Source organism: Cyclobacterium sp. SOCE241 (assembly GCF_056867545.1).
Map to the genome: position 1 here is coordinate 4458239 of NZ_CP149779.1, position 14047 is coordinate 4472285.

The 14047-nt window shown below is 39.0% G+C and carries 9 protein-coding genes and 2 pseudogenes; 9 read left to right on the plus strand and 2 right to left on the minus strand.

The window, feature by feature from the left end; translation table 11 throughout:
• Nucleotides 1-19: 19 nt before the first annotated feature.
• The 9 genes and pseudogenes from WG932_RS22495 (at nt 20) to WG932_RS22535 (ending at nt 8907) form a co-directional block, all read left to right on the plus strand.
• Nucleotides 20-466, plus strand: a complete 447-nt coding sequence (locus WG932_RS22495) for a sterol desaturase family protein (RefSeq protein ID WP_483085456.1) — start codon at nt 20-22, stop codon at nt 464-466.
• The gene (locus tag WG932_RS22500; RefSeq protein WP_014020083.1) at nt 463-1353 is read left to right on the plus strand and encodes a MerR family transcriptional regulator; all 891 of its coding nucleotides are present in this window, start codon (nt 463-465) and stop codon (nt 1351-1353) included. The genes WG932_RS22495 and WG932_RS22500 overlap by 4 nt, the downstream gene beginning before the upstream one ends.
• 714 nt (nt 1354-2067) lie before the next feature.
• Nucleotides 2068-3756 carry a PQQ-dependent sugar dehydrogenase gene (locus tag WG932_RS22505; protein ID WP_483085457.1) on the plus strand — a complete coding sequence of 563 codons (1689 nt, stop codon included), beginning with the start codon at nt 2068-2070 and terminating at the stop codon, nt 3754-3756.
• A 101-nt stretch (nt 3757-3857) separates the two neighbouring features.
• Entirely contained in the window at nt 3858-4544 is a 687-nt protein-coding gene (locus WG932_RS22510) for a carbohydrate-binding family 9-like protein (RefSeq protein WP_483085458.1), read from the plus strand.
• 11 nt (nt 4545-4555) lie between these two features.
• Nucleotides 4556-5803: an amidohydrolase/deacetylase family metallohydrolase gene (locus WG932_RS22515; RefSeq protein WP_014020086.1), complete on the plus strand. Its 1248-nt coding sequence runs from the start codon at nt 4556-4558 to the stop codon at nt 5801-5803.
• A 55-nt stretch (nt 5804-5858) separates the two neighbouring features.
• The gene (locus WG932_RS22520; protein WP_014020087.1) at nt 5859-6386 is read left to right on the plus strand and encodes a RidA family protein; all 528 of its coding nucleotides are present in this window, start codon (nt 5859-5861) and stop codon (nt 6384-6386) included.
• 53 nt (nt 6387-6439) lie between these two features.
• Nucleotides 6440-6574 carry a twin-arginine translocation signal domain-containing protein gene (locus WG932_RS22525; protein WP_483085459.1) on the plus strand — a complete coding sequence of 45 codons (135 nt, stop codon included), beginning with the start codon at nt 6440-6442 and terminating at the stop codon, nt 6572-6574.
• Nucleotides 6567-7577, plus strand: coding sequence for an aminotransferase class V-fold PLP-dependent enzyme (locus tag WG932_RS22530; protein WP_483085460.1), 1011 nt, complete (start codon nt 6567-6569; stop codon nt 7575-7577). Before WG932_RS22525 ends, WG932_RS22530 begins: the two co-directional genes overlap by 8 nt.
• An 89-nt stretch (nt 7578-7666) precedes the next feature.
• Nucleotides 7667-8907, plus strand: a pseudogene (locus WG932_RS22535) (amidohydrolase/deacetylase family metallohydrolase).
• 396 nt (nt 8908-9303) lie between these two features.
• Here the strand turns inward: WG932_RS22535 and trxA are convergent.
• Both trxA and dnaE read right to left on the minus strand, forming a co-directional pair.
• The gene (trxA, locus tag WG932_RS22540) at nt 9304-9624 is read right to left on the minus strand and encodes a thioredoxin (protein ID WP_483085461.1); all 321 of its coding nucleotides are present in this window, start codon (nt 9622-9624) and stop codon (nt 9304-9306) included.
• A gap of 87 nt (nt 9625-9711) precedes the next feature.
• A pseudogene (dnaE, locus tag WG932_RS22545) lies at nt 9712-13995 on the minus strand (DNA polymerase III subunit alpha).
• Nucleotides 13996-14047 lie beyond the last annotated feature (52 nt).

Sequence of the window (14047 nt, forward strand, 5' to 3'; positions counted from 1 at the left end):
AATAGGAGTTTTAACAACAATGATTTACGCTCTGTTTTATACGTTTATTGGTTTTATGGCCATGGAATTTTCCGGATGGTTTATACATAAGTATATAATGCATGGCATTTTATGGAAAATTCACAAGACGCATCACGCCCATACCAAAGGGTTTTTTGAACTCAATGATCTATTCTCACTATTATTTGCAAGTATTGCCATTGTGCTTATCTTTTTGGGAATTGATAGATGGGATTATAGGTTTTGGTTAGGAATTGGTATCACTATTTATGGCATGAGTTATTTTTTCTTGCATGATATCCTGATCCACAGAAGACTTAAGTTATTTTCAAAACCAAAGAAGGGGTATCTTGCGGGTATTTTTAGTGCCCATCAAGCCCATCATTATAGTAAGGAGAAAGATGGAGCTGTTTCATTCGGTCTATTCATTGTGCCTAAGAAGTACTTTAAAATTAAAGGTAGATGAGTAAGTATTCAATAAAGGACTTGGAGCAGTTGTCGGGTATCAAGGCACACACTGTTAGAATTTGGGAACAACGGTATAAATTGCTAAACCCCAAAAGGACAGAGACCAACATCAGGTACTATGATGATGATGATTTAAAGTTAATTCTTAACGTGGCCTTACTTAATGATAATGGTATCAAAATAAGTAAAATTGCTAAAATGTCGGTAGAGGAGATGAAAGCAGAGGTTCTACACCTCACTGAGCGCTCCTTTGCATATGATGATCAGATTCATTCCTTAGTATTGGCCATGGTGGAATTCAATGAAGAACGGTTTGAAAAAATTATAGCCACCAATATTCTCAAAATAGGTTTCGAACAGACCATGTTAAACATAATTTATCCTTTTTTATCAAAGATTGGGATTTTATGGCAGACAGGTAGTATTCACCCCGGGCAGGAGCATTTTATTTCTAACTTGGTAAGGCAAAAATTAATAGTAGCCATTGATGGGCAGATGTATAGTGGAGGTGGGAGTAAATTTTTATTGTTTCTACCGGAAGGAGAATTGCATGAAATTTCTCTGTTATTTACCTCTTATATATTGAAATCATATGGTCACAAAGTGATTTACTTGGGTCAAAATACCCCCGATGAAGATCTGAAAAATGTTTATAAGGTACACAAACCGGAATTTTTGGTTACCGCCATTACTACCAATCCTTCAAATGAAGAGGTAGAACCGTTTTTGCAATCTTTAGGTGAAAGCTTTCCTGACTCAAAGATCATAGCTTCGGGATACCAAATCCTTGGCAGAAACCTTAAATTACCCTCGAATGTACAATTAATGGAATACTTAAAGGAAATTAAGGAATTTATCATTCTTTTGCCTTCCACCCGCGCTTAGTTTGGTTAAAACTCATTTCTCCAAAATGTTCTTGCTTTAAAAATGAAGCAATAATTCATTGTTTAACAAAAAAATACAAAAGTGTGGTTAAAAAATAATCTTTTAACCTTGTGGTCGTAGGGTTTTTTTCTACTTTTGTCATTATTTTCACCCAAGATATCTCCCTTTATATAAATTATTTTCGTGTTTGTTATTTGAACAAGGCATATCAAATTCAATGAATTGAGTTGGAACCTGAGGTTTAAATAGGCAGGAGCCTTATTGCATATAAATAGACTACACTAGGTAATTAATTGGGGAATTCCTACTTTAAGGCTTAGCAACCAGTGCTTTAAGGTTATTTCATTTTGCTATAAATCCAAATAATTAAGAAATATGTATAACTAGACTTTCTAAAGCATGATGATAGGAGAAAAATAGATCTAAAACTAAAATAGAGTTTGATACCTCTTTTTAAATGAAATTTGGCAGGTCGATATTAGAAATAACCATTTCCATAATACTTTATCCACTTAAGTAATTTTTTTAAGAATTACGTGTTGATTTTAAGGGAATTTTATGATTTCAATATAACTTACCTTCCTAATTTAGTAATCGCATCACCCACATAATATTAAAATGACAAATCTTTAATAGTTTATATAAGATGAAAAATATTTCTTTTAACAAATCAAATCGTTTAGGTTACTACCTAATGATGTTCGTGCTTTTACTTTGGCAGCCTGCCAATCCGGAGTAGAATTACCAAAAGGAGACGCAGATAATGGCGGGTTGACGCTTCCCGGTGGATTTGAAGCTGTAGTTGTTGCGGATAGCATCGGAAGAGCAAGGCACCTTACCGTAAGAGACAATGGTGACATTTATGTAAAGCTCCGTGTTGCCAATGAAGAAGGACAGGGGATAGTTGCCTTAAGAGATACAGACAATGATGGTAAAGCTGATATTGTCAATGTATTTGGGGATTATCCTGAAAATGGAAGTTATGGTACCGGTATGGAAATCTACAATGGTTACTTTTACTTCAGTACTGCCGGGGATGTTTTCAGAATAAAAATTGATCCGGAGAAATTGGTTCCTGAGGGTGAGGCAGAACTTATCTTAAGAGATGATTATAAAAATGCTGAACATGGATTTGAGCACATTGCCAAACCCCTAGCTTTTGACAATGAAGGAAATATGTATGTTCCTTTTGGTTCTCCGGGGGATGTTTGCCAGGAATTTAACAGGCGTCCGGGTATGGCTGGGATGTTTCCATGTCCCCAACTTGAGTGGCATGGAGGGATTTGGAGATTTGATGCCAATAAATTAAATCAAACCCAAAAAGATGGTTATAGATATGCTACTGGTATAAGGAGTGTAGTTGCCATGGATTGGAATGACAAAGAAAATAGTCTTTATGTGGTACAGCACGGTCGTGACAATCTATACAGGACTTGGCCTGACCTTTACTCAAGATGGGAATCTGCAGTACTTCCTTCAGAAGAATTTTTCAAAGTTGAAGATGGTACGAATGGTGGCTGGCCCTATTACTATTATGATCATATTCGTGATAAAAAACTTTTGAACCCTGAATATGGTGGAGATAAGGAGTTGGCTACAGGAGTAGACTCAATTGCCATGCCTTTAATGGGATTTCCGGGACACTATGCACCTAATGATCTATTTTTCTACACTGGAGATCAATTTCCTGAAAGGTATAAAGATGGTGCATTTGTAGCATTTCATGGCAGTACGATTCGAGGTCCTTATCCTCAGGCAGGTTATTTTGTAGGTTTTGTTCCATTTGAGGATGGGAAACCTTCCGGTCCTTGGGAAGTGTTTGCAGATGGATTTGCACAGTTGGATACCATTGTGAATACAGGAGATGCTGCAGCTCGTCCGATGGGGATCTCTATGGGTCCTGATGGGTCACTTTATGTTACTGAAAGTGTGAAAGGTAAAATTTGGAGGATAATGTATCCCGGTGATAAAGAAGACTTCACAGCAGATGCATTGGCAGAATTGGAGGAAAGAAAGAAAACCAGAACAAATATTAAAAAGCCTTCAGAAGAAGAGGATAACTTGGAGAAAGGCATGTTAGAAATAGGTGAACAAACCTATAATGTATATTGTGCAACCTGTCACCAAAGCAATGGTTTAGGAGACGGTACCAGATTCCCTACCTTGTCTCAAACCAAATGGGTTCGTGGTAATAAAAAGGAATTAATTAAGGTATTGTTGGAAGGATTAGAAGGACAAATTGATGTTAAAGGAGTTTCCTACAATGGTATTATGCCGGCACATTCTTTCCTAAGTGATGCACAGATTGCGGGTGTTCTTACGTATATTAGGAAAAGCTTTGGGAATAATTCTTCCAGTATTTCAGCCATAGAAGTTGGGAATGTACGTAAAGAAATTGAATAAGTAGTTACAACCTTTCCACTTGAATTGGCAAAAATATGAAGTTAATTATTTCCCTTTTAATTGTAATATTTGGACTTATAGAAAGTCCTAAACCGAAAGCTATGAAAGAAAGTGAAGCATCTACTTTGGAATACATTGTAAAACATGTAAAAGAACCAATTTCTGTTGATGGGAATTGGGACAAACCAGCATGGAAGGAAGTGGATGCCGCTTCCATAGCACTTCATATGGGGCCAAAACCGGAGAAGTTTATCCCTAAAACTCAAGTCAAACTGCGGTATGACCAAGAAAACATTTATGGGATATTTAAAGTGGAAGATAAATATGTAAAATGCTTGGTTCAGGAGGTTAATGGAAATGTTTCAAGTGATTCCTGTGTTGAGTTTTTCTTTGCACCGGATACCAACTCACCCTTGGAATATTTTAATTTGGAGATCAACTGCTCAGGTGTACCTTTGTTTCACTATGTTACCAAACCTAGGAAAGAATTTACCGTCCTGAAACCTGAAGAGATTGCTCAAATAGAGATTGCCCATAGCATGCCTGATAAAGTTGACCCTGAGATCACAGAACCGGTAACCTGGTTTATTGAATTCAAAGTGCCTTTGTCATTATTAAAAGAACATAGAGAAATCACAGATCCGGCACCGGGGGTTACTTGGAAGGCTAATTTTTATAAGATTGCAGGACGTACGAGTAATCCTCATTATTTTACTTGGAATGAGGTAATCAATCACCGCCCGGATTTTCACTTACCTAAATATTTTGGAAAGCTAACCTTTGAATAAAATCTATACTTATGAAACTATTAAGGCTTACATTCATTTTCTTTATGGCCATTGTCCTTCAGGTCAATGCACAAGATTATGATATACTGATCAAAAATGGTCATGTGATTGATCCCAAAAATGAGATTGATGGGGTAATGGACGTTGCAATTAAGGATAAAAAAATTGCAAAAGTATCCAAAAACATCAAGGAAAAGTCAGCAAAAAAAGTAATTGACGCTGAGGGGTTGATTGTAACACCTGGTTTGATTGACATCCATGGGCACCATTTTTTTGGAACAGAATCCCATAGAGATTACAACAATAGTTTTTCATCCTTGCCACCGGATGGGTTTACCTTTAGAGCAGGAGTTACTACTGTTGCCGATGCTGGAAGTCCGGGGTGGAAAAATTTTCAAACGTACAAAGAACATGTAATCAACCGTTCCAAAACCAGGGTATTGGTTTTCATTAATATAGTGGGAGAAGGTATGAGTGGCGTGAGTACGCGTGAGCAAGATACTACGGATATGAGTCCTAAGATGACCGCTATGATAGCGAGGCAAAACCCTGAAATTATTGGAGTTAAAATAGCGCATTATAGGGGACATGAGTGGGGCCCATACAAGAAGGCTGTTCAAGCTGCAGAGATTGCAAAAATTCCAGTAATGGTTGATTTAGGAGGGGCAGATCCGGCTTTGCCACTATCCACTCTGCTTCTAGATGTATTAAGACCCGGAGATATTCTTACCCATATGTATGGTGGAGATCACTCCGGACACGGTCCAAAAGAGGGAACGTTAAATGCTGATGGAAAAGTTTGGCCACACTGGTTTGAGGCCCAAGAAAAGGGGTTGATATTTGATGTCGGACATGGAGGTGGATCCTTTCTATTCAGAGTGGCGGTACCTGCTACTCAACAAGGCTTTTATCCTAATACAATAAGTACCGATTTACATACAGGAAGCATGAATGCAGGTATGAAGGACATGTTGAATGTGGTTTCTAAAATGATGAATTTGGGAATGAGTCTTCAGGAGGCCATCACTGCTTCAACCTGGAAACCCGCTCAAGTGATTCAAAGAGAAGATTTAGGCCACTTATCTGAAGGAGCAGAAGCCGATTTGGCAATATTCAACTTACACGAAGGCCAGTTTGGTTTTATTGACTCTTCCGGGGCTGCCTTTAAAGGTTCAAAGAAATTGGAAACCGAATTGACTTTAAGAGCGGGTAGAATTGTTTGGGACCTCAATGGTATTGGTGCCAAAAACTGGGAGTAATAAGTTTGATGATTTCTATATTGACCTAATTATATTACTAAAAATAAATTCAGTTATGCTTAAATCACTAGTGTTTTTGTTTTTCATAAGTCTTGTTTCTTTGCCCACCATTAGCAATGCGCAAAGTCCTGAGAAGAATTTGAAAAAAATGGGGATCACGTTAAAAAATCCCGAGCCTTTCAAAGGAAGTATTGTAAAGGCAGTACGGACAGGAAACCTGGTATTTCTTTCCGGTCATGGTCCGGTTAAGCCTGAAGGAGGAATGGTAACAGGCAAGCTTGGAACAGAACTTACCGTGACTGAAGGTAGAGCCGCGGCTAAATTGGTAGGTATAGATTTGCTGACTTCTTTAAAAGCTGAGATTGGAGACTTAAGCAAGGTAAAAAAGATTGTGAAAGTCCTAGGAATGGTAAATGCTAGCCCTGAATTTGATGAACAACCTCAGGTAATGAATGGTTTTTCTGACTTTATGGTAGAAGTTTTCGGAGAGAAAGGTAGACATGCAAGATCTGCAGTGGGCATGGGTTCTTTGCCTGGTAATATTGCCTTGGAAATTGAAATGATTGTTGAAATTGAAGATTAAGACTGTAGCTATATATAAATTTATTAGCAGAAGATCTTCCTAAAAATATTATTATGATAAGTAGAAGAAAATTACTCAAAAGATTAGGTACCCTTCCATTGGCGGGAGGAGTACTAGGTGCTGGTGTTCCCCTTTCTGTCGTGAAGGGAGAAACGATTGAAGAAGCTCCAAAAGAGAAATGTGATTGAAGAATTGGGCCTTAGAAGTTTCATTAATGCTGCAGGTACATATACTGCGATGACAGCTTCACTAATGCCTGACGAAGTGATGCAAACCATTAATTTTTCTTCTGACCATTACATCATGTTGGATGAGGTGCAAGACAAAGTAGGAGAGAAAATTGCAGCCTTATGCCATGCTGAATATGCAACTGTCACAGCCGGTTGCTGGTCTGCAATGGTATTGGGTACAGCAGGCGTGTTAACAGGAAAAGACAAGAAAAAGATTAGCCAACTTCCTGACCTTACAGGGATGAAGTCTCAGGTGATTGTACAAAAATCTCATAATACAGGTTATGTACATGCCCTTACCAATACCGGTGTTGAGATTGTGGAAGTTGAGACTGCTGCGGATGTAGACCGTGCTGTAAATGATAAGACTGCCATGATGTGGTTCTTGAATTATCAAGGTCCATCAGGAAAGATTAAACATGAAGAGTGGGTTGCTCTTGCCAAAAAACATGGTCTCCCAACCATGATAGACATGGCGGCTGATGTTCCACCGGTAGAAAACTTATGGAAGTACAACGACTTGGGTTTTGACCTTGTTTGTGTTTCCGGAGGTAAAGCCATAAGAGGTCCTCAGAGTGCGGGAATCCTTATGGGGCGTAGGGACCTTGTAGAAGCGGCTCGTTTAAGTGCACCACCAAGAGGGGGTACAATTGGCCGTGGAATGAAGGTAAATAAAGAAGAAATTCTTGGAATGTATGTAGCCCTTGATACTTATATCAAAAAGGATCATGACAAGGAATGGAAAGAATGGGAGGATAAAATTGCGCTCATTTCTGATGCGGTTTCTGAAATTGAAAGTGTAAGTACAGATGTGTCCGTTCCACCTGTAGCCAACCATACCCCTTATTTAGAAATAGGTTGGGATCCTGCTAAAATCAAGCTTACTCAAGCTGAATTGAGAGAAAAGTTACGTGACGGATCTCCTTCAATAGAAGTGATTGGTGGGGGGAGCATGCAGTGAAACTTACTGTATTTATGCTTAGACCTAAAGAGGAAAAAATTGTAGCGAAGAGAATTGCTGAAGAATTGATAAAAGCTAAAGCTTAACTTATGAATTTGAGATATAGATTATTATTACTGTTAATGGCATTTACCTGTACTGTGGTAAGTGCCCAGACCTACGATATGCTTATCAAGGGTGGTAGGTTGATTGATCCAAAAAATGATATTGATGCCACGATGGACATCGCCATTAAGGATGGCAAGGTGGCCAAAGTAGCTAAATCCATTGCAGGAAGCGATGCTTCTAAGGTTATCGATGCTGATGGGCTTGTAGTTGCTCCCGGGTTGATTGATATTCATGGTCATGTATTTCATGGAACCAAACCAAATCATTACCTAAGTGATGGTTTGACTGCGTTGCCACCGGATGGTTTTACCTTTCGTGTAGGTGTTACTACAATTGTTGATTGTGGAGGTGCCGGATGGAAGAATTTTGAAACCTTCAAAAAGAACGTTATCGAGCCAAGCAAAACAAGGGTATTGAGCTTTATGAATATCGTTGGTGAAGGAATGCGTGGTGGAGCTTGGGAACAAAACACAAGCGACATGGATGGTAAACTTAGTGGGATAGTTGCCAAGCAAAATAAACAATATGTTGTAGGTTTTAAGGTGGCTCATTACGGTAGCCGAGATTGGATTCCAATCGACAGGGCTGTAGAAGCAGGAAGAATTGCAGATATGCCTGTTATTGTTGATTTTGGAGGTTCCAATGCCTTTGATCCACTTTCTATCAAAGAATTATTTTTCAATCGTTTGAGGCCTGGTGATATTTATACCCATACCTATGCTGAGCTAAACGGTGCTAGAGAAACAGTTATAAATAGAGAAACTCGTGAGTTTGAACCTTTCGTACTTGAAGCTCAAAAAGAGGGATCATCTTTGATGTTGGATATGGTGGAGCCAGTTTTGAATTTAAACAAGCAATACCTGCTTTAGCTGCTGGTTTATACCCCAATACCATTAGTACTGATCTTCACACCGGAAGCATGAATGCTGCCATGAAGGACATGCTAAATGTAATGACTACATTTTTGGCCATGGGAATGGAACTTCCTGATGTTATTGAAGCCAGTACTTGGGAACCTGCAAGAGTAATCAAAAGAACTGAATTGGGACACCTTTCTGAAGGAGCTATAGCTGATATAAGTATTCTACACATCAGAAATGGTGAGTTTACTCAGTGGGATAGAACCGGTGATAAGGTACCTACCAATCAAAAACTTGAATGTGAAGTAACCATTAAAGATGGTAAAGTTGTTTATGACTTAAATGGTAGATCCATTCAATAATTAAACCCAAAATATGCAATAGACATTCTATTACGTGCTGAAATCGCTTTAAAATCAACCACTTCGTTGCTGTTTTCAATTTCACCATAGCGGTGCTATGCTAAAATCTCCAAACAGCCTGATTTTCTTGCGATTGCAACACTCATCACGAATTCTATTACATAATCCGGGTTAAATGTTGCCTTATTTAAAAAGAAAAAGTCCTTCGTTTGAAGGACTTTTTTTAATAATTCTACCCATTTCAATCATTTGCATTCATTTAGATCTGCTTTCATAAGATAAGCCTTATTGCCTGCAATGGTTTCAATAGATTACCTAAAGTTTTGAATGTTCCATTGGAATAAAAACCTAAACTTAGATTTATAGTATCTATTGTATTAATGGGGAGAAATATATTTATACCTGCGCTTCCAATTTATCAGATAGTACAGACTTGGGAACTGCCCCTACTACTTTGTCTACTACCTCTCCACCTTTGAAAATCAAAAGAGTAGGTATACTTCTAATTCCAAACTTGGAAGGAACGTCTTGGTTTGCATCAACATCTAATTTACCGATGGTAGCCTTGCCTTCATATTCTCCTGCAAGTTCTTCAACTATTGGGCCGATCATTTTACAAGGTCCGCACCATTCTGCCCAAAAGTCTACCAAAACAGGCTGATCAGATTTGATTACTTCCTCAAAATTGCTATCTGTAATTTCAATTGCTTTTGCCATCTTAATGTAATTATGGTTTTTTATAAAATATATAACTTAATCAGTTTCAACATTAATAAGTTCCGAATCAATGAAATTATTTTTTTGTCAAAGGATTTTATAAGCTACTTCCGGGATTTGATCCAATGCTTGAATCAGTTCATTAGAGGGGTCTATTCGGTATTTTGCGGAGATTAAGTCTAAGGTCAAATTCTCCTTATTGTCTATTATATTGATGTATAATTTTGCATCTCCCTTGTATTTTTGAGTGATGGCCTCCAATTTTTCCATCAATTCTAACCCCAAATCATCCAAGTCAATGTGAACCCTTAGACCCTTGATCATTTTTCCTCGGATCTCGTTTAGCAAGGTGATTTGATTGATTTTAAATTCAAATTCAGCAGGTTTGTATTTGTTTGGATGTACTGATCCTGAAATGTATAAAAACCAATTGTGCATAAAATACTCCTTGAATTTCACATAATCCTCACCAAATAAGAAAAAGGTGTGGCCTCCGTGGTAATCTTCCATCGTAAGAGTGCCAAATGGTTTCCCATTTTTTGTGGTGCGGTGCGCAAATGAAGTCACTGCTCCGGCAAGTTTGATTTCCCCTTTTGATTTTAGCTGTGAAAGATCCGCTAGCTCCGGAAGTCCAGTATTGGTAAAAGCTTCTATTTCTACTTTAAATTGATCCAAAGGATGCCCTGAAATATAAAGACCCACTACCTCTTTCTCAATATTTAATTGCTGCAATTGGCTGAAGGGCTCCATATTAGGAATAGAAGGAACAGGAATGTCCAGCCCCCGCCACCTCCAAACATGGAAACTTGGGAACTTTCTTCTTCCTGTATTACCTTTTGGGCATATTTTATGGCTTTTTCTAATAGCGTGGCTTCATTATCCGGGGCTTCTAGGTATTGTCTTCGATGAAAATCTACAAAACAGTCAAACCCTCCCGCCATTGCCAATACTTCCATGGTTTTTTTATTGACTGCCTTAAGGTTTACTCTTTTGGTGAATGTAAAGACGTCTTTGTACAAGCCTCCTGCTTCCCTCTCCTCTATAATGGCATTTACAGCTGCATTGCCGGCTCCTTTTATTGCTGCCAAACCAAATCTAATCTGGCCTTCCATATTTACGGTAAAATCACTCTTGGACTCGTTGACATCCGGCCCAAGTACCTGAATTCCCATTCGTTTACATTCTTCCATAAAGAAAGTTACCTGGGTAATGTCATTCATGTTATTGCTCAAAACCGAAGCCATGTATTCAGCCGGATAATGGGCTTTAAGATAAGCTGTTTGGTAAGCAATCCAGGCATAACAAGTAGAATGGGATTTATTAAAAGCATAGGAGGCGAAGGCTTCCCAGTCCTTCCATATTTTTTCTAATTTTTTGCTGTCATGCCCTTTTGCAGCTGCTTGGTTGATGAATTTTGGTTTCATCTCATCCAGCACATTCTTTTGCTTTTTACCCATGGCTTTACGGAGAACATCCGCTTCACCTTTGGTAAAATCCGCTAATTTTTGAGATAGAAGCATTACCTGCTCTTGGTAGACCGTAATACCATAGGTCTCCTCAAGGTATTCCTTCATATCATCCAAATCATAGGTGATGGTTTCTAAACCATGTTTCCGCTTAATGAAACTAGGGATGTACTCCAATGGACCCGGCCTGTAAAGGGCATTCATGGCGATAAGGTCAGCAAAAACCGTAGGTTTTAATTCCCGCATGTATTTTTGCATGCCGGCAGATTCATATTGGAATATACCTACAGTTTCACCTCGCTGAAAGAGTTCATATGTTTTGACATCGTCAATAGGAAAGTTTTCCGGATCGAGCTCAATACCATGCCTTTCTTTGATGATGCGGACAGCATCCTTAATTAGGGTAAGGGTTTTTAGACCCAAGAAATCCATTTTTAGCAACCCGGCACTTTCCACTACGGAGTTGTCAAATTGGGTACAAACCATCTCCGAATCCTTTGCCAAGGCAACAGGCACGAAATTAGTAATATCATCCGGTGTGATTATGACCCCACAAGCATGTATCCCTGTGTTCCTCACAGAACCTTCCAGTACTTTTGCTTGGTTTATGGTTTTGGAGTTGTCGTCATTTCCCTTTGATATCCTGATTAACTCTAAGGCCTTTTCCAAGTTGTCGTTGTTGTTTTTAAGCTTTGCTGAGAGTTTAGCCCTGTCATTGGCCAACTCAAAGAGAGCTTTAAGTTTGATATCCGTAACCAACTTAGCCAATCTATCTGCTTCAGAAAGGGGAAGGTTAAGTACCCTTGCTGTATCTCGAATGGCAGACTTGGCAGCCATGGTTCCATAGGTTATGATTTGTGCCACCTGATTGGCACCATATTTTTTGATTACATATTCTATTACCCTTTGCCTGCCTTCATCATCAAAATCAATATCAATATCAGGGAGAGAGACCCTATCAGGATTAAGGAATCTCTCAAATAGTAAATCGTATGCAATGGGATCAACATTCGTTATACCCACGCAATAAGCAACGGCAGATCCTGCTGCAGAGCCACGCCCTGGTCCAACTGATACTCCCATTTCTCTTGCCGCTCCGGTAAAATCCTGTACAATTAAGAAATAACCGGGATATCCTGTCCTTTCGATCGTCTCCAATTCAAAATCCAATCGTTCGCGAATTTCATCAGTGATTTCTCCGTATCTTTTTTCGCGCCCTCGTATGTGAGGTGGCGAAGAAATGCATTCTCTCCTCTTTTTCCCCCATCTTCATCATCTTTAGGATCTACAAATTTTTCGGGAATGTCATATTTAGGCAAGAGTACTTCTCTTGCCAGCTTGAAAGGTTCTATTTTGGATACGATTTCATCTGTACAAGAAATGGCCTCGGGTAAATCTGCAAAGAGTTTCTTCATCTCCTCGGGAGATTTAAGGTAAAACTCATCATTTGGAAAACCATAGCGATACTCGCGTCCTCTTTTTCCTATGTATTTCTTAGGTTTTTCTACCAGCTCCCCATCTTTTACGCACAACAAAATATCGTGGGACTTGGCGTCTTCTTGGGCATTGTAATAGGTATTATTGGCAGCAAAATACTTTACATTGTATTTTGCTGCCCACTGAAGTAATACTTCATTTACCTTTTCTTCCTCAGGTATTCCGTGCCGATTAAGTTCAATATAGAAATTATCTCCAAATTGCTCGTGCCACCATACAAAGGCCTCTTCCGCTTGGGTTTCTCCCACATTAAGAATAAGATAAGGAACCTCTCCCCACAGGCCTCCTGTAGTAGCGATAAGGTCTCCCTTGTATTGCACCAAAACTTCTCTATCGATTCTAGGTACATAGTAAAAGCCCTCTATGTTGGCATAAGAAGCCAGTTTGGCGAGGTTATGGTAGCCCGCTTTGTTTTTAGCCAATAAAACAGTTTGGTAACCATCGTCTTTATTGGATTTATTTTTGCGATCTCTACAAAGGTTAAATTCACAACCTAGGATGGGTTTGATGTCATTGTTAAATGCTTCCTTTACAAAGTTAAATGCCCCCATCATATTGCCATGGTCGGTCATTGCCAATGCCGGCATCCCCAATTCTTTTGCCCTTCTAATGATGGCAGGAATTTCAGATGTAGATTGAAGGATAGAAAACTGGGTATGGACATGCAAATGCGTAAAAGGAGTATCCTTTAGGTCTGAAATATCTGCACGATCAGCGGCTTTAAGGATTTTTTGTGCAGATACTTTTACCTCATCTTTTGCGGCAGCAAAATTTGCCGCTTCCAGGTTCGGTGGTTCATAAATGATTGCATCCAGAGAGATTCCTTCAATGGGTGGCTGTACCCCCTCCTTGATAAGACCAAAAAAACATTTTGCTGTGGCATCGACATCATAAGCCGCATCGTGGGCATCCCCAAAACCTTCACCGAAAAGCTTCTGATGCAATTCAAACAAGGTAGGCCATTTGAACTTCCCTCCTTTGCCCCCGGAATGGCGCAAAATTCGGTTGAAATATCCTTGGTATCCAAGGCTTGTTTCTCCAAGTCAACAATAGGGCGTTCGGTTCTTAATAACTCAGCCCCTACAATCGAAATATCAAAACCTATATTGTGACCAACCAAGAAGGTTGTTTTCTTGAGATCTTCTTCAAAAATCTCCAATACTTTGCTTAGGTCATGTCCTTCTTTTAAGGCCCTTTGGGTTGAAATACCATGAATTTTTTCCGAATTATAGGGTATAGTAAAACCTTCAGGCTTAACAATATAATTGTTGTTAGAAATAAGCTTTCCTTTTTCATCATGAAGCTGCCAAGCCAATTGAACCAAACGAGGCCAATTGTCCAAGTCAGACATGGGCGCATTGTAGTTCCTTGGGAGTCCGGTTGTTTCGGTATCAAATATCAGGTACATAAATGTATATTGATGTAATTCATTAGTCTATTCTATACTTTGGATGAAAGAT

Excerpts from the sequence above, each read along its gene's own strand:
- WG932_RS22525 (WP_483085459.1), top strand. The coding sequence starts at position 6,440 with ATGATAAGTAGAAGAAAATTACTCAAAAGATTAGGTACCCTTCCATTG.
- WG932_RS22495 (WP_483085456.1), top strand. The coding sequence starts at position 20 with ATGATTTACGCTCTGTTTTATACGTTTATTGGTTTTATGGCCATGGAA.
- WG932_RS22520 (WP_014020087.1), top strand. The coding sequence starts at position 5,859 with ATGCTTAAATCACTAGTGTTTTTGTTTTTCATAAGTCTTGTTTCTTTG.
- WG932_RS22510 (WP_483085458.1), top strand. The coding sequence starts at position 3,858 with ATGAAAGAAAGTGAAGCATCTACTTTGGAATACATTGTAAAACATGTA.
- trxA (WP_483085461.1), bottom strand. The coding sequence starts at position 9,624 with ATGGCAAAAGCAATTGAAATTACAGATAGCAATTTTGAGGAAGTAATC.
- WG932_RS22500 (WP_014020083.1), top strand. The coding sequence starts at position 463 with ATGAGTAAGTATTCAATAAAGGACTTGGAGCAGTTGTCGGGTATCAAG.
- WG932_RS22515 (WP_014020086.1), top strand. The coding sequence starts at position 4,556 with ATGAAACTATTAAGGCTTACATTCATTTTCTTTATGGCCATTGTCCTT.